This is a genomic window from Paenibacillus sp. FSL R7-0048 (assembly GCF_038004505.1).
Lineage (GTDB): Bacteria > Bacillota > Bacilli > Paenibacillales > Paenibacillaceae > Paenibacillus_AQ > Paenibacillus_AQ odorifer.
In genome coordinates this window covers 7,133,535-7,151,070 of the sequence record NZ_JBBORF010000001.1, presented here as the reverse complement: position 1 = coordinate 7,151,070, position 17,536 = coordinate 7,133,535, and the positions used below count along the sequence as shown (strand labels likewise).

At 44.9% G+C, this 17,536-nt stretch carries 11 protein-coding genes and 3 pseudogenes; 13 read left to right on the top strand and 1 reads right to left on the bottom strand.

What is annotated here, in order from left to right:
* The first annotated feature begins 81 nt into the window (after positions 1–81).
* From NSQ91_RS31625 to NSQ91_RS31605, 5 genes are all read left to right on the top strand, one after another.
* Positions 82–1,485 carry a cytochrome ubiquinol oxidase subunit I gene (locus NSQ91_RS31625; RefSeq protein WP_076181720.1) on the top strand — a complete coding sequence of 468 codons (1,404 nt, stop codon included), beginning with the start codon at positions 82–84 and terminating at the stop codon, positions 1,483–1,485.
* Entirely contained in the window at positions 1,472–2,488 is a 1,017-nt protein-coding gene (cydB, locus tag NSQ91_RS31620; RefSeq protein WP_076124301.1) for a cytochrome d ubiquinol oxidase subunit II, read from the top strand. The genes NSQ91_RS31625 and cydB overlap by 14 nt, the downstream gene beginning before the upstream one ends.
* On the top strand, positions 2,488–4,254 hold the full coding sequence (gene cydD / locus NSQ91_RS31615) for a thiol reductant ABC exporter subunit CydD (protein ID WP_340921346.1): 1,767 nt from the start codon (positions 2,488–2,490) through the stop codon (positions 4,252–4,254). The genes cydB and cydD overlap by 1 nt, the downstream gene beginning before the upstream one ends.
* Positions 4,251–6,002, top strand: coding sequence for a thiol reductant ABC exporter subunit CydC (gene cydC / locus NSQ91_RS31610; RefSeq protein ID WP_076301546.1), 1,752 nt, complete (start codon positions 4,251–4,253; stop codon positions 6,000–6,002). The genes cydD and cydC overlap by 4 nt, the downstream gene beginning before the upstream one ends.
* A gap of 231 nt (positions 6,003–6,233) precedes the next feature.
* A complete protein-coding gene (locus NSQ91_RS31605) occupies positions 6,234–6,401 on the top strand; it encodes a CxxH/CxxC protein (RefSeq protein ID WP_063829780.1) in 168 nt (55 codons plus the stop codon).
* Between the two features lie 98 nt (positions 6,402–6,499).
* Here the strand turns inward: NSQ91_RS31605 and NSQ91_RS31600 are convergent, their stop codons facing one another.
* On the bottom strand, positions 6,500–7,912 hold the full coding sequence (locus NSQ91_RS31600) for an MFS transporter (RefSeq protein ID WP_038573941.1): 1,413 nt from the start codon (positions 7,910–7,912) through the stop codon (positions 6,500–6,502).
* 142 nt (positions 7,913–8,054) lie between these two features.
* Here NSQ91_RS31600 and NSQ91_RS31595 point away from each other — a divergent pair, with 142 nt between their 5' ends.
* The 8 genes and pseudogenes from NSQ91_RS31595 to NSQ91_RS31560 all read left to right on the top strand — a co-directional run bounded on the left by NSQ91_RS31595 (position 8,055) and on the right by NSQ91_RS31560 (position 17,494).
* Positions 8,055–8,405, top strand: a complete 351-nt coding sequence (locus tag NSQ91_RS31595) for an ArsR/SmtB family transcription factor (RefSeq protein WP_076181727.1) — start codon at positions 8,055–8,057, stop codon at positions 8,403–8,405.
* A gap of 254 nt (positions 8,406–8,659) precedes the next feature.
* Positions 8,660–9,139 carry a 23S rRNA (pseudouridine(1915)-N(3))-methyltransferase RlmH gene (gene rlmH / locus NSQ91_RS31590; RefSeq protein WP_076303504.1) on the top strand — a complete coding sequence of 160 codons (480 nt, stop codon included), beginning with the start codon at positions 8,660–8,662 and terminating at the stop codon, positions 9,137–9,139.
* A 633-nt stretch (positions 9,140–9,772) separates the two neighbouring features.
* The gene (locus NSQ91_RS31585; protein ID WP_256716457.1) at positions 9,773–12,184 is read left to right on the top strand and encodes a U32 family peptidase; all 2,412 of its coding nucleotides are present in this window, start codon (positions 9,773–9,775) and stop codon (positions 12,182–12,184) included.
* Between the two features lie 95 nt (positions 12,185–12,279).
* A pseudogene (locus tag NSQ91_RS31580) lies at positions 12,280–12,426 on the top strand (DNA-binding response regulator); the annotation flags it as partial.
* A pseudogene (locus NSQ91_RS31575) lies at positions 12,423–13,261 on the top strand (sensor histidine kinase); the annotation flags it as partial. The pseudogenes NSQ91_RS31580 and NSQ91_RS31575, both read left to right, overlap by 4 nt.
* A gap of 101 nt (positions 13,262–13,362) precedes the next feature.
* On the top strand, positions 13,363–14,301 hold the full coding sequence (locus tag NSQ91_RS31570; protein ID WP_076303505.1) for a VanZ family protein: 939 nt from the start codon (positions 13,363–13,365) through the stop codon (positions 14,299–14,301).
* Positions 14,302–14,325: 24 nt separating this feature from the next.
* Positions 14,326–14,906: pseudogene (locus NSQ91_RS31565) on the top strand (ABC transporter ATP-binding protein).
* Complete coding sequence (locus NSQ91_RS31560) at positions 14,903–17,494, top strand: FtsX-like permease family protein (protein WP_076303506.1); 2,592 nt, start codon at positions 14,903–14,905, stop codon at positions 17,492–17,494. The pseudogene NSQ91_RS31565 and the gene NSQ91_RS31560 overlap by 4 nt, the downstream one beginning before the upstream one ends.
* Positions 17,495–17,536 lie beyond the last annotated feature (42 nt).

Here is a 17,536-nt window from a genome sequence, read left to right as displayed (position 1 = left end):
TTATGTGACATTTATCACAAAAAGAAGTTTAAATTTTTGACAGAATATAATTAACGAAAAGGGGAGAAGGAAGGGACAAATATGGATACAGTAATGCTGTCGCGTATACAATTTGCGTCGACGACAATATTCCACTATTTCTTTGTACCGGTATCAATCGGACTAGCGCTCTTGATTGCAATCATGGAGACAATGTACGTTAGAAAAGGTAATGAAGAGTACAAAAAAATGGCGCAGTTCTGGGGAAAGCTATTCCTCATCAATTTTGCAGTAGGGGTAGTTACAGGAATCTTGCAGGAATTTCAGTTCGGGATGAACTGGTCCGATTATTCACGTTTTGTGGGTGATGTATTCGGGGCTCCACTTGCAGTTGAGGCATTGGCAGCCTTTTTCCTGGAGTCTACTTTTATTGGGATATGGATATTCGGCTGGGATAAGGTGTCCAAGCGAGTACATTTACTGTCCATCTGGCTGGTAGCATTCGGTACGATGTTATCTGCATTCTGGATTCTAGCGGCTAACTCTTTTATGCAGCATCCTGTGGGTTTTGAGATAAATAATGGACGTGCAGAAATGAATGATTTCTTCGCGCTTATTACGAACGGACAATTGCTGGTTGAATTCCCACACACCGTACTGGCTGCTTATGCAACAGGTGCTTTTCTTGTAACTGGTATTAGTGCTTATAAAATATTGAAGAAACAAGAGGTTTCTTTCTTTAAGAAGTCTTTTCAGATTGCAGCCATCGTAGGGATTATTTCTTCTATTGGTGTAGCTGTTGCTGGTCACGCCCAAGCGCAATATTTGGTTGAAACTCAACCAATGAAAATGGCAGCTTCCGAAGGACTGTGGGGTAAGAGTGGTGACCCGGCACCTTGGACCGTATGGGCAAACATTGATCCAAAAAATCAAATTAGTAGTGGAGAATTTCAAATTCCTTATATGCTGAGTTTCCTTTCATACAGTAAATTTTCCGGTGAAGTTAAAGGTATGCTTGAGCTGCAAGCGGAGTATGAGCAAACCTATGGCCCCGGTGACTATATTCCACCTGTACGTACGACATTCTGGAGTTTCCGGATCATGGTTCTAGCAGGAACGTTAATGATTGTATTGGGAATGTACGCTATGTACTTAATGTGGCGCAAAAAAATGGACCGTCCGAACACTTGGTTTATGCGGTTTATGTTATGGGGCTTGTTGCTTCCTCCGATTGCGAATACAGCCGGTTGGGTTATGACCGAATTCGGGCGTCAGCCATGGACGGTATTCGGACTGATGACAACGGAAGACAGTGTGTCGCCTAATATTACAAGTGGTCAAGTTCTGTTCTCCGTGATTTCTTTTACAACGATTTATTTAATTCTAGGATTAGTGTTGGTCGGATTGTTTATTAAAGTGATTAAAAAAGGTCCTTATGCAATGGATAACGATCACGGCGATTCGAATGATCCATATAACGAGGAGGGTTCCCATGATATCTCTTAATGAATTGTGGTTTGTGCTGATTGCAGTTCTGTTTATAGGGTTCTTCTTCCTGGAGGGTTTCGATTTCGGCGTAGGGATGGAAACACAAATTCTCGCTAAAAATGATACAGAGCGCCGTGTTCTGATTAACTCGATCGGACCCTTCTGGGATGGGAATGAGGTATGGCTTATCACAGCTGCGGGTGCAATGTTTGCGGCTTTCCCGGAGTGGTATGCAACGCTGTTTAGTGGATTCTATATTCCTTTTGTATTTGCCTTATTAGCTTTGATAGCGCGTGGTGTCGCTTTTGAATTCAGAGGTAAACGTGATTCATTGGCTTGGAAAAGAACTTGGGATGCCTGTATTTTTATCGGCAGCTTCCTTCCACCATTCCTCTTGGCAGTAGTATTTGCAAGCTTTATCAAAGGATTGCCTATTGATGGGGAGATGCAAATGTATGCAGGGTTCACAGATATCGTGAATGTGTACACTGTAGTAGCAGGGCTTACTGTTGTCCTTCTGTGCCTGGTGCATGGTCTCATGTTCACAACACTGCGTACAGTGGGGGATCTACAGGCTCGCGCTCGCAAGTTGGCTCAAAAATTGCTAATCCCGCTCGCAGCTTTATTTACTGCTTTTGTGATTATGACTTATAATATGACGGATATTTTCGAGCAACGTGGAACGATTCTTATGATTATTGTAGCCCTGGGAGTTATCGCCTTTGTACTGTCCGGTTACTTCATGACGAAGAAGAAGGATGGCTACGCTTTTGGAATGACAGGAGCGGTAATGGCGCTTTCGGTAACTTCTATCTTTGTAGGATTGTTCCCGCGTGTTATGATTAGTTCAATTGATCAAGCTTTTAATTTGACGATCACTAATGCGGCTTCCGGCCATTACTCTTTGAAGGTAATGACGATTGTGGCACTGACTATCCTTCCGTTCGTATTGGGATATCAAATTTGGAGTTACTTTGTTTTTCATAAACGGGTTCACGAGAAGGAGCATCTTGAATACTAATGGATAAAAACTTGCTTGGGTATAAAGGAGTTAAGCCAGTCTTTCTGATTGTAGGCTTCCTTACCCTGGCGCAAAGCTTGTCCATACTTCTGCTGGCTAAATCGCTGGCAGAAGTCATCTCTGCGCTATTTGCGGGAGAACCTCTGAAGGAACAATGGGGCACTGCGCTATTGTTCCTTCTTGCATTTCTTGTGCGCCATGCTTGTGCTATGCTGATGAGCCGTGTCTCTTACCGCTTCGCGGAAGCAACGGGCAGCACTATGCGGAGGGAAATGATGGACAAGCTCTTCCAGCTTGGCCCTAGAATGGTGGGCGGGCGTGGAACCGGGGATCTTGTTACACTGGTGCTGGAAGGGGTAACTAAATTCCGCACGTATCTGGAAGCGATCATTCCTAGAATGGTAGGGATGTCTGTTACACCGATCTTGGTGCTTATTTACGTCTTTACGATGGACACTACGAGCGGGATTATTCTTACGGTAACTATGCCGATTATTATTGTTTTTATGATTTTGATTGGGATGACGGCCCGTAAGCAAATGGATCGGCAATTGAAATCGTATCGCACATTATCTAATCATTTCGTAGACTCATTACGTGGGCTAGAAACATTAAAATTTCTAGGACGCAGTCGTAGTCATAGCGACAGCATTGCTGCTGTCAGCGATCGTTATCGCTCGGCGACCATGCGTACGCTGCGAGTGGCCTTTTTGTCATCGTTCGCCCTGGATTTCTTCACTATGCTGTCTGTAGCTTCTGTAGCGGTAAGTCTTGGTTTGCGGCTTGTAAATGAACAAATGACATTGGTTACGGGCTTAACGATTCTAATCTTGGCTCCGGAATATTTCCTGCCTGTCAGATTGGTAGGTTCAGATTTCCATGCTACTTTGGATGGGAAAGAAGCCGCTGAAGCAATGAAGAGCATTATAGATCAAGATGAGGTGAAGGCTGAAGTAATCGTCCCTAACGGTGATCTATCTGTCGGTTCTGCAGCAAAAACATCGGAACAAATATTCACTTGGCATGAGAATAGCGTGCTCACATTAAATGACGTTAGCCTGAAGTATGAGGAAGCAGGGCTTTCTTCGCTGGAAGCGCTGAACCTGCAATTTAAAGGAGCTAGCAAAATTGGGATTATCGGAGAGAGCGGGGCCGGTAAATCTACTTTAGTGGATATATTAGGGGGCTTCTTACACCCTACTTCAGGAAGTATCACGGTTAACGGTACTACGGTTAGTGCATTAACGGATGAGGCTTGGCGAAAACAGACCTCGTATATCCCGCAGCGTCCGTATATTTTTAGCGGCACGTTAGCGGATAATATACGTTTTTATTACCCTGAGGCTTCTATGGAGGCTGTTGCCGCGGCAGTGAAAGCTACTGGTTTATCGGGGCTGGTGGATACTCTTCCGCATGGCTTAGATGAGATGATTGGTGGCGGCGGCCGTTCGTTCAGCGGTGGCCAGGAGCAACGGGTGGCATTAGCCCGGGCACTGCTTAGCAGCCGTCCGATTATGCTTCTAGACGAGCCAACGGCGCATCTGGATATTGAAACGGAATATGAGCTGAAGGAGACGATGGTGCCCCTTTTTGAAGGAAAGCTGGTCTTTCTGGCTACCCATCGCCTGCACTGGATGCTCGATATGGACATTATTGTAGTAATGAAGCAAGGCCAAGTGGCAGAAATCGGTACCCATCAGGAGTTACTTGCCCGCAAGGGTGCGTATTATGAGTTGATTGGGTCGCAATTGGAGGGAATCCATTGAAACGTGAAGGATGGTTTGCTCCCTATGTATCGTCGTATTTTTGGCGTTTTGTGCTAATTATTGTGCTTGGGGCGTTGACGATTTTTACTGCCTCTTCATTGATGTATACTTCAGGATTTCTGATCTCAAAAGCGTCTACACCGGTCGAAAATATCCTGATGATCTACGTGCCGATTGTTGGTGTACGTACGTTCGGAACAAGCCGGGCAGTCATTCACTACGTGGAACGGCTGATTGGGCATGACACCATTTTACGGATTCTTTCTAAAATGCGTGTGCGCCTGTACAATATTTTGGAGCCACAGGCCTTGTTCCTGTCGTCGCGTTTCCGTACTGGGGATATTCTCGGGATGTTAGCTGATGACATCGAATATTTGCAAAATGTATATCTGAGAACCGTATTTCCAAGTGTTATTGCTTTATTGATCTACGGGGTTGCAGTGATTGCGTTGGGCACCTTTGATATCGGTTTTGCGTTATTAATGGCTTTGTATATTTTGGTGTTGGTCGTGGTATTGCCGCTTATATCTTTGTTGTTCACCCAGAAACGTCAACGTGAAGTGAAGGTAGAGCGTAATCGCCTCTATCAAAAGCTGACGGACGCCGTTCTCGGTATGGGCGATTGGGTCATTAGTGGACGGCAAAGCCAGTTCGTAGAGACCTACGAAGCAGATGAGAAAAAAGTGGCCAAAACTGATGCAGCGCTGCGCAGCTGGGCGCGTCTACGTGCGTTCATCGGGCAAGCAGTCGTTGGGGTTGGTGTACTTTCGATGTTATATTGGGCCGCCGGAGAGTATGCGGATGGTGCTATTGCAGGTACTTTGATTGCGGCGTTTGTCTTGGTTGTTTTTCCTGTAGCAGATGCTTTTTTGCCAGTATCCGAAGCAGTGGAGAAAATCCCGCAGTACCGTAACTCGCTGGAGCGGTTGTCTGGAGTGGTCGGAGAAGAGCAGAATATAGTTTCCGAACAGGCATCTGTAGTCGATGTTCTACCTCAGGCCATAAAAAGTGCTCATATCAAGCTCGAAAATGTGGGTTACCGCTATGGATCAGAGGATAATTGGTCGGTTCGTGATCTCAGCCTCGACATCCCACAAGGCAAAAAAATTGCCATCATTGGCCGTAGCGGGGCAGGGAAATCGACGTTGTTAAAGGCTATTCAAGGGGTTATCCAACCTTCTGCAGGTTCGGCTATGATTAATGGAATCGCGGCTGCTGCCTATGGCGATAATATTCCTTCTATTATAGCGGTGCTAAATCAAAGCCCACACTTATTTGATACTACGGTAGCGAACAATATTCGTATGGGTGATCCGAAGGCTTCCGAACAAGCGATTAAAGAAGCTGGCGCATTAGCCAAAATGGATACGCTGATCTCCTCGTTACCAGATGGATACAGTACCTTTGTCCGTGAAGCGGGGCAACGTTTCTCCGGTGGAGAGCGTCAGCGGATAGCGTTAGCTCGTATTTTGCTGCAAAATACACCTGTCGTCATTCTTGACGAACCGACCGTAGGGTTGGATCCAAGCACGGAGCGTGATCTTTTGCAGACGATGTTTGAAGCTATGGACGGTAAATCTCTGATCTGGGTAACGCATCATTTGGTTGGTGCGGAGCAGATGGATGAAGTGATTTTTATGGAAAATGGCTCGGTAGAAATGCGTGGAACCCATGCGGAGCTGATGGAAAAAGAACCACGTTACCGCAGATTGTATGAGCTGGATCGTCCAGTGGAGTTTCTAGGGTAGGATGGAGAGTTTGCAGATAACATTTATAGAAATTAGAGAAAGATAAGTGAAGAGATTCCTTTTGCCCGTTTGGGGTGGGAGGAATCTTTTTTTTCGGTAGGGCAAGAATATAGACAATGGATGAACAGATTGCTGGAATGGATAGATAGGAGTTCCATTTTCGTGGGAAGTATGGTAGAACAATAGAAGGAGTATTAGGCCGCAGCGGCACAGAAAGGGATGCTTGGTTGAATGTATGTAGTATGTAAAGAACATGTAGAGTTAGCCATCGACAAATTTGTGGACGAGTATGAGGATGCACCTGATATTGTGGACTTGAAGGAGACCGAGTTCTCGGACTGGGACCCGCCGGCCAAATGTGCGGAATGTGAGAAGAATGCGGAATATTTAGTGGTCTAAAGGACTGTTAAAATTTATTAAAAACACCTTGCAGTCCCGGAAATGGGCCGCAGGGTGTTTTTTTGCATGAAATAATATATGTGTTAGCCGATTAGGTCTTATGCATCTGCTGCATCTACTATGTCGGTCAGCGAGCTACTTCGGTTGCCTCGGCGGTAGAGAATAGCTGAGATGATGGCGATCAATGCTGCAATAGAGAGTCCCCAGTAGATATTGGAGTAGGCTGCAGAAAGCGGCAGTCCGCGCTGCCATTCCAGAGCGCTTGCGGCCATAGCCACGCTGAAGGCGCCGCTAAAGAATTGCAGCAGCTGGAACAGGCCCATCCCAGAGCCGATTTGCGAAGAAGGCAGAATCCGAGAGATTTCATTGGATACACTACTGGACAGTGTCGTGAAGGCCAGACTCATAATCATATAGATGAACATGACGGCAATCCATGACCGCCCAGCAAAGAAAGCGAATAGGATGGTAGCGGTCAATACGAGCAATGGTGCAAAACGTAAAATCCCCGCATTGCCATAACGGTCAATGATTCGCCCCACGGAGCGGGAGACAAAGATGGCGAGCAGCGAACCCGGAAAGATCACAAGCCCGGCATGGCTTGCGCTGAAGCCGAAACGGTGAGTCAGAATCTGCGGCAGCAGGAATAACGTGGCAAAACTGCACAGGTAGGAGGCAACTCCGATCAGAGCCAACACGAGATATGAGCGGTTACGGAAAAGCTCCGGCATCACGAATGGATCAGGTGTGCTGCGGATACGGCCAACAAATAAAGCAATGGCGACAATTCCGGCGATCAAGGCAATCCACAGCCCGCTGGTCAGGAACAGCAGCAGCCCGGTCGTGCCGACGCCCAAGAACAGCCCGCCAAGCACATCAAAGGAGCCACGGGTGGGTACTTCTTTGGGCAGCAGAATAAGGAACAGCGGCACTAGAAGCAGAATAGCTGCCGTTACAGAGAATAACCAAATCCAACCGAGATATTCGACGATGGCTCCGCCCGCGACCGGCCCAAGTCCTAGACCCAGCGAGACGGCTGACATAATTGTCGCCATTGCTTTGCCGCGGCGGGCTTGCGGGATATAGCGGGTAAATAGGACAAGCGACAAGGACATTACTGCGCCCGCGCCTGAGGCCTGGAGAATACGAACGATAAGCAGGAAGATAAAGTTGGTGCTGAAAAAGCCGGCAACAGCCGCGAGGCCCAGCGTCAACAAGCCTATAACCAACAGACGGCGAATCGGCAGAAAATCAGAAAGCCGGCTGTACGTGATTGAGGCAATCGAGAACATAATGGAATACCCAGTGACAATCCAAGAAGCGGACGCAGCCGTAATCCCGAAGGCTTCGGTCACATCAGGCAGCGCCAGATTGAACATAGCCGTATTCATGATGACGAGAACCACAGCGACACTGAACAGCAGGGTCAGCAGGCCTTCTCGTGGAAGAGGCGCTTCCGGAACGGAGGCTTCATGATCCGCATTCGCGGAGAGGTTATTTACAGAAGTCATGTGCGAAGCACTCCTTTTATTATTGTTTAATAGTTCGATTACTTACGAACAATTGAAATATAGCATGCGTTGATATAAAATGCAATTAGGAACACCAATATTTTTTTCGCATTCATCGTACGACAAAAGGGGATAATCATCCGTGAAAATACTATTTCATCCGGACCGCAAGGACATTCAGCTTGCCTCCGTATTGTATGCACTCAGCGATCCGATTCGCTTACATATCGTATCGGATATTCACTTAAATGGAGAACAGGCTTGCAACTGCTTCAACGTCCCTATCGCAAAATCCACCATGTCTCACCATGCCCGTACTTTGCGCGAGTCAGGGGTTGTTTTTACACGAGTTCAAGGAACACAGCGCATGTTGTCCCTGCGGACTGAGGATCTTAATGCACGTTTCCCAGGCTTGCTGGACTCTATATTGAGTGCTTATGAAGCTGGGGAGAAACCGGATTTTGTGATGGAGGAGCAGGGGGAGAGTAAGTAGAAGTAGATTGAACCTGCTGAGGACGGGGAATACATGAAATTCTAGATTCAGGCAATCTAGGAATACGTGGGATCAGATCCAGGGATTGCATGAAAAATAGGACATTTAGGGACTGCGCAAGAGTAGGCCGTTTTAATTGTCGTTTCTTTTCCACCAAATATGTGATAGAACAGAAGGTACTTACTAAAACTACAAGGGACGCCCAGTGCGCGTCCTTTTGCTATTTCTATAGAGGATTATGACAGGAGGCACTTATGCTTATTCAAATTATTGGCGTAGGAAAGTTGAAGGAAAAGTACTTGATCGATGGCATCGCGGAGTATGCAAAACGGCTGACACCATACCTGAAGTTTCAGGTCATTGAGGTGGCAGATGAAAAAGCACCCGATTCTCTAAGCGAAGCAGAGGTCGTGCAGGTGAAGGGACGCGAGGGCGAACGCATCCTCGCGCAGATTAAGAGCGAGGCGCATGTCATTGCGCTCGCGATCGAGGGCAAGCTGTGGAGCTCGGAAGAGCTTGCCGCAGAAATTGACCGGCTCGGCACCTACGGGACGAGCCATGTCGTGTTTGTCATCGGAGGGAGCCACGGGCTCTCCGACGAGGTCATGCGCCGCGCGCAGCAGCGCATGAGCTTCGGGCGCATGACGCTGCCTCATCAGCTCATGCGCCTGGTGCTGGTGGAGCAGGTGTATCGCGCGGTGAAGATCAATCGGGGGGAACCGTATCACAAATAGTGGTAAAGCGGAGAACAGAACTCAATATTAGTTTAAATGACTTGAACTGCACAGCATAACGGTTGAAAGCCAATACAATTGAAATAACAAAAATGTAAAAAGAGCCTCCACTTCGATTTTAGTGGAGGCTCTTTTAAGGCTGCTAATCAATGCGCCAGATGCTCGCTCATACTTATGTAAAAATAAATGTTTGCTACTTGGCAATGATAGGCACCCATAATTCCTGCTCAATTTTGGCTCCAGGAGCCAAATAATTCTCTATACATGAGGAGTGAAGAGTTTATGGTTACCTCAGCTGAGAGCGATATTCAGGATATTGTAGGTATGCTTCGTGACGCTAATGATGAGAAGATACGCGTGGCGAAAAATGTACTTAAAGAATTATTATGAGATACGTCCCTCAGAGCAAATGAGGTCATTTAAAACAAGCGCACAAGCCATTGGCTTGTGCGTTTTGCTGCAGCTTAAGTATAGTTCTTATTTTATGATTAATGGTAATAGTCTGAAATTTGATTTTCTAATAATCTTATTAATTTAAACGGGAGCGGCCATGTCGTCATTTATCGGATTTATAGTAGTTATTATCGTATTATCCATCTTAACTGGGATGAAGCAGGGGACTAAGAAGAAGAGATGACGCAGTACGGCAAGCGGAAACCTGCTGTTAAGAAAAGCAATAACAAAAGCGTGAAAACGACCTTTAACCGTTCTTCAATACCATGCAGTCCTGACGATGTACTTTTAAGAACACCTTTGGACAAACTAGCATTGCCGTTATTTATGGATCATAAGGAGGAAGAAATGACTGAATTACTAGCTCCAGCAGGAAATATGGAAGCTTTAAAAGCTGCAATTTCTAATGGTTGTGATGCCATATACTTAGGAATGCAAAAATTTGGTGCGCGTGCATACTCATCTAATTTTGATCTAGAATCGTTACAAGAGGCGGTTACGTATGCGCACCTGAGGGACGTTAAACTCTATGTTACAATGAATACCATCGTTTTTGAAAACGAAGTTGAAGAGATGAAAGAGCAGATCCACGAATTAAATAAAATCGGTGTGGATGGCATTATCGTCCAGGATCTGACTGCGTTCGATTATATCGTTAAAAACTTTCTTGATATGGAAGCACATTGTTCAACTCAAATGGGAATAGACGATTTAGACGGAACTTTATTATTAAAAGAACTTGGTGCCAAAAGAGTTGTTCTGTCCCGTGAGGTTGAGATTGAAAAAGTAAAAGAGATCAAAAGAAAAGCTGAGATACCTTTAGAAATTTTCGTTCACGGTGCTTTATGTGTATCTTACTCGGGAAACTGTCTAATGTCAGGATTAATGGGTAATCGAAGCGCAAATCGCGGAAGATGTGTGGGTTCATGCCGTAAGGAGTATGAACTCATGGATAAGACAACAGGTACATCTTTAGGGAAAAACCATATTCTATCTACCAAGGACTTAAACACAATCGACTATATCGAGGATTTAAAAGAAATCGATTCTTTAAAAATAGAAGGCCGAATGAAAGTGCCTACGTATGTTGCTAATGTTGTATCCAAATATCGCAAGGCCTTAGATCATAAAATAACCGAAGAAGACAAAGAAAATCTGAAAAAAACATTCAATCGAACATTTACTAAAGGATATTTGTTTCACGAAGATAGGAGAAATATTACAAACATTTTAAGACCTAATCACTTTGGTTATGAAATTGGAACAATCAGCAAGATTGTTAAAGATAGGTATGAAATAACACTTACACGACCTTTAAATCAGAACGATACCATTCGAATCAGTCACAACAATGAAGATGTTAATTTAACGGTTGCAAAACTGTACGATAAAGAGGGCGAATTAATCAACAAAGCAGAGGATGTCTGCTATATCAAAATCAAAGAAAAGATGTCTACGGGAGATTTAGTATATAAAACGAAGGATTATTTCTATAACAAAGAATTAGAATTATCACTGGAAAAAGAATTTAAGCGGTTTAACCTCGATATTAGAGTATATGCACGTCCAGATTCAAAGCTTGTCATAGATGCGGAGGGCTTAGGCTGTCATTATTCATATGAAAGCGAGGAAATACTAGGCGAAGCCATTAATAATCCAACAACAAAAGACCAGGTAATCAAGCAATTTTCAAGATTAAATGATACGATATTCGAACTTAATCATGTGGATTTTGAGGAATGCAATGCTTTTATTCCAGCTAAACTGTTAAATGCAGCAAGAAGAGATATTGTACTGGGCTTATATGACTTAAAGCTTAACAGCCAGCAGAAAAGAACCAAGGCTTTGGAAGCAAAAGAAAAAATAAGCTTTGCCCCTGAAAAACCATACTTTACGGCCTCTGTAACGACTAAGGAGCAGTATGATGCTTGCGTGAGCTGTGGAATTAAGGAAATCTATTATGAAAATGTTGTTAGAAGAAATCAGAATCGTTATAAGGAAAAAGAAGGGCAGCTACTAATCGGAGGATATGGCGGAATTTATCACTACAGAGAAACGAATCCGTTTGTTACGGACTATTCTCTAAATGTTGTTAATGCTACTAGTTGCTATGAATTATATAAATTAGGTGCAAAACGAGTCACTTTATCTTATGAATTGAATAAGAGCCAAATTGAAGATTTAAGGAATGCCTATTATGAAGAAAATGACGGCTATCCTGCACTGGAAATGATTGTATATGGCAAGGTTCCTTTGATGTTTACAAAATATTGTCCGATGAAAAAAATGAATCAATGCAGAATTTGCAAAACGAAGAGCTATGAGTTAAAAGATGAGCACGGAACGTTCCCTATCATTTCCCATAATGATTGTACAACGACTCTCCTTAATGGGAAGACGCTTAATCTGTTGGATGAGCTACCAAACATCAAAGGAATCGAGGCGCTCAGATTAAACTTCACAGTTGAATCCAAAGAGCAGGTTGTGAAAGTCATTAATATGGCGTCAGGCAAATTAAATGGCTCTATGAATAATGCTGTCTTTAATCAGGAAACAGACACAAGAGGACATTTTAATAAAGAGATTGTGTAGTCGTGGAATTCATTAAATGTTCTAAAATCTTGGGGAATACTATAAGTAAATCCGAGACAGGTGCAATTCAATCCAATCCTAAGGATGAACTTCAGATGAAAATATTATTAGTTGAAGATGATAAGACGATCGCGTCGGGACTGGAATATTCGCTGCAGCAAGAGGGTTATTGGACTGTTCTCTGCCATAATGTCGCTTCAGCCCGAAAGGTGCTCGCCGAAGACATCGATCAGTTCACTATTACGAGCTAGAGAAGCTGTCCATCTATTTACGGGAGATTAGCAGCGGCCAGGCCTCCCTTGACCCTCGCGATAATCAAGAAGGTGAGCTTAGCATCTTAAAGAATGATATTTACAAGGTGACACGCATGCTCTCCGAGCATCGTTCTCTATTGCAGCAGGATAAGCTTCAACTGACCGATGCCATCTCCGATATTTCACATCAACTCAAAACACCGATCACCTCTATGACAGTCATGGCAGATCTGTTAAGCGCCCCTGATCTGCCTCCACTCAAAAGAACGGAGTTCACTCATCATATTCACATTCAACTTGAACGGATCGATTGGCTTGTTTCATCTTTATTAAAGCTAGCGAAAATGGATGGGGGACTATCCCGTTCAAAAAAGATCGAATACACATGAAAACCCTAATCCTAAATGCACTGGAGCCGGTTATGATTCCGATGGATATTAAGGGACAGACCGTTTCCATCACAGGGGATGACAACGTCTCTTTTGACGGCGATTTCCATTGGACTGCTGAAGCGGTTATCAATATTTTGAAGATTGGAGTGGAGCATACACCTGAGGGCGGTGCGATTACCATCACATTTTCCGACAACGTGCTATTTACGGAAATCGTTATTGCTGACAACGGAGAGGGCATTCCGAAAGAGGATTTGCCTTATATATTCAAACGTTTTTATAAAGGAAAGAATGCTAATGAAGGAACCATCGGTATAGGGCTTGCGATGGCTCACAGCATCATTGCAAGCCAGAACGGCGTGATTGATGTAACGAGCGACAGCGGGACTGGTACAGAGTTTCGGATCAAATTTTATAAGCATGTGATTTAACAGCACTCCATAAGTGACTAAACTGTCACCTCCAATGTCACTGTAAAGTCATTTTGGACAGATAAAATGATATTCATCAGATGAACGATGGAGGTACAACCATGCAAATGAAGCAGCATCGCAAGATTACTTTTTTTATCACGATAGGCTACACCCTGATTATTCTTTATTTTATGTTTTTTGCTTTCGGCAGAGTGGATAAGGTAGATCTAACCAGTCAGTACACCTTTATTTTTTTGCCGGACGATTTTTTTAGGGTGCCGGGTCTTTCCGATCTTCTACATCCGACACTGATGGACTTGGTGGGTATTGGAAACATTGCAGCCTTCATACCTTTTGGCATACTGTTTCCGTTGTTATACCGCACCAGCTTTGTTCGCTTCATGACAGGGTTTATCCTGTCCATTCTTGTGGTGGAGACCATCCAGGCACTAACATTCCTCGGCAGCTTTGACACGAACGACGTCATAAAGAACTCATTGGGCGCTGCTATTGGATTCGGGGCCTACAAGATTGGCTTCCGTACAAAAAACTACTGGAGAAATATCACTGCTACGGGAATTGCCAGTGCTGTCTTAATGCTCGGCGTGTGGGGGGTCTTAGGAGTAGTTGATCAAGTGTTCACCAAAGAGTTGGCCCCTTTTGTAGCGATAAACGAATGGGAAGATAGTACCGGAAATCGATTAACGGGAACCAAACAGGACAGTCTTAAGATTGGCGGTCAAGACGTGACACCCCAATATAATGTGTATGGCATCGAAGGTAAAAAGAAGGAAACATATACGTATTCGCTAGGCAATAAGGGAGATCTGTATCTTAGCTTGAATTATGGAATTCCTGATCATAAGGATTTTCAGGGCAGCATTAAGGTTACCGTTGACGGGCATGAGCTCCTGTCTGTATCTGCAGAAGATCAGCTCCATGAGCCGGATATGAGGATCCTTTATCTCACCGGGGCTAATGAGCTTAAGATAACCATTGAGGGGAATGAAACCCTTTGGGATGTTGGATATAGAGAGATGGTATATACCTGGAATTGAGCATCTAGGGAAGGAGGGATGGCAATGGAGATTTTAACAATTGAAAATTTGTCCGAAATATACGGCACAGGCGAATCGGCGGTGAAGGCGCTTGATGATGTTTCCTTTTCGGTCCAAAAAGGTGAATTCGTCGCAATTATCGGACCTTCCGGATCGGGGAAATCGGCACTCCTTCATATGCTGGGCGGTGTGGATCGACCGACTGGCGGGAAAGTGTATGTTCAGGATACGGATATGTATACCTTGGACGAAACGCAGCTGGCCATCTTCAGACGCAGGCAAATCGGGCTGATCTTGTGAATACGTTGAATTTGCAGCATCGATTAAACCATCTGCCGAATCAGCTATCCGGTGGACAGCAGCAGCGTGTCTCGATTGGCAGGGCGATCATCGGCAATCCTGCGATCATGCTGGCCGACGAACCCACCGGGAATCTGGACAGCAGGAATAGCAGCGAGATCGTCGTTTTATTGAAAATACTGAATAAGACCTATCATCAGACACTGATCGTAATCACGCATGACGAACGGATCGCCCTGCAAGCCGACAGAATCATTTCGATTGAAGATGGGAGGATTGCCAAAAACGAGGTGATAAGGCGATGAATATTGTCAATACATTAACCATCCGGCATCTGAAGCAGAACAAGAGACGAACACTTGTGACTATTTTTGGCGTAATTATTTCGGTATCCATGATGACCGCTGTCATTACGCTTGTTTTTTCCTTTGCGGATTTAATGATCAGACAAACTATCACAGATACAGGGGAGTGGCATATTCAGTATCAAGATATAACCAAGAAACAGCTTGCGGCGATACAGGGCGATGATGCAACCAAAACGGTTGCAATCACAAGAGACCTTGGGTATGCCCCATTAGAAGGGGGACAAAATTCCAATAAGCCGTACTTGTTCATTAAGGAATATGATGTGCAAGGGTTCACACAATTTCAGATTGAAATAAGCAAGGGACGTCTTCCGCACACGGACAAGGAGGTTGTGATCTCCGAGTCTGTTGCAACAAATGGCAAAGTGAAGTACGAAATCGGCGACCGTCTAACGCTTCGCGTCGGCGACCGATTCGAACAAGGGGGCGATCATCCCCTGGATCAGACGGAACCGCTGCGCAGGAAAGACGGCACATTGACCGAGACATTACAGCATAGCATAATTAGGGATTATACGGTGGTAGGCTTCATTAAACGTCCGGTGTCGGAAACGGCTTGGGCCCCGGCTTATACGATCATTAGCTATGTCGATGATCATATCATCGGGGGGGATGATCGGGTCGATGCGTCGGTGGTCTTGCAGCGGGTCAATCCGTTCTTGTTCGCACATGCGGAGAAGCTGGCTGAGAAAAACCAAATTGACACTGTCCAATATAATAACGATTTGCTTCGTTATTATGGCTTGTCCAGCAGCGGGGCCTCATCCAGCATGATGTTCTCATTATCGGCAGTCATTATAGGGACTATTATAATTGGCTCGGTTGGACTCATCTATAACGCTTTTGCGATATCCGTCTCGGAACGTTCCCGCCATTTAGGGATGCTCGCTAGCGTGGGGGCGACGAAAAGGCAGAAGCGAAATTCCGTATTTTTTGAAGGTATCGTCATTGGTTTGATCAGCATTCCCATTGGCATCTTATGCGGTCTTGCCGGAATCGGAATCGCCTTTTTGTTCATGAACACAATGATTGAAGGGGCCTTATGGACTAGTGAAAAGCTGAGGCTTATCGTCACGCCGTTATTGCTCTTGATTACTTGTCTTGTTTCGATGCTGACGATTTTCGTTTCGGCGTATCTCCCGGCGGTTAAAGCATCTAGGGTATCTCCCGTGGACGCGATTCGCCAAACCACTGACGTAAAGCTTACGGCCAAAGCAGTGAAGACGTCGAAGATCATTCGTAAGCTCTTCGGAATCGAAGCAGAAATCGGGCTGAAAAACTTAAAAAGGAACAAACGAAGACATCATGTTATTCTTTTTTCGCTTGTCATCAGCATCGTTTTGTTTTTGACGATATCGTTTTTCACGACTGGCCTGACACAATCTCTGGCATTGTCGCTGGAAGGCATCAATTACGATATTGAAGTGTCGTCCAGTAATGGCGAAAGACTAGATGACCGGTTGATGCAATCGCTTGTATCTCTGGATGGCGTCACGGAATACAACGTGAGTCATGAGTTAGTCGGGAACGCTTGGGTCGATGCAGCAAGCATCGCCGACGAGTTGCAAGAGAAGGTTAAGCAGGATAAGAGTATGCTGCAAGACGGGAAATACCCTTACGAAATTAAGCTCTATGCAATGAATGATTCGAGCCTGCAAGCTTATGCCAGAGCGGTTGGCGCAGATTACGAACAGCTTACGGATCTGGATCATCCCGCCGCAATCGTGATGGATACGATTCATTACAAAGATATAGATACGGGGAAATATATTCAGACGAAGTCCATATATGCGAATATCGGACAACATATCGAGCTAACGAGTTTTATTAAAGCGAGCGGGGAAGAAACGAAGGCAAATAAAGTGATATTTGCCGCATTGACGGATAAGGCACCGATGGGGATGAGCCCGGTAGGCGTAGGCGGGTTAAATATGATCGTGTCGGAACGCGTCATGAATCGGCTGGCAGACGGCGAGGAGCTGGCTAACGCTTCGATGTACCTCCATTTGAAAAGCACGGAACCGGTGAAAACGCAGCAGGAAATTGAAGCGATGAATGAGACCAATCTGAATGTCTACAATGTATATCAATTCAGAATAAGAGAAGAACAACAGATTCTGCTGATGAACGTCTTTTCTTACGGTTTTATCGTATTAATCTCTGCGATTTCTGTTGCGAACATCTTTAATACGATCTCAACAGGGCTGGCTCTTCGCAAACGGGAATTCGCGATGCTGAAATCCGTAGGCGCGACGCCAAAGGGGTTTGCAAAAATGCTGAACTATGAGAGTGTTTTTTATGGGGTCAAGTCGCTCTTGTATGGGCTTCCTGTCAGTTTCGCCGTGATGTTTCTGATCTATAAAGCATTTGCGAACAAATTCAGCTATGGGTTCACCCTGCCCTGGATGAGCATTCTGTCTGTCATTGTGTGTGTATTTGTCATTGTCAGCTCTGCGGTTGTTTATTCCGGAGCTATAGTAAAAAAGGAGAATATTATTGATGCATTAAAGCAAGAGAATATATGATTCACTTACTTCACTCAGAGGAGGAGACGTTACCCGACGTCA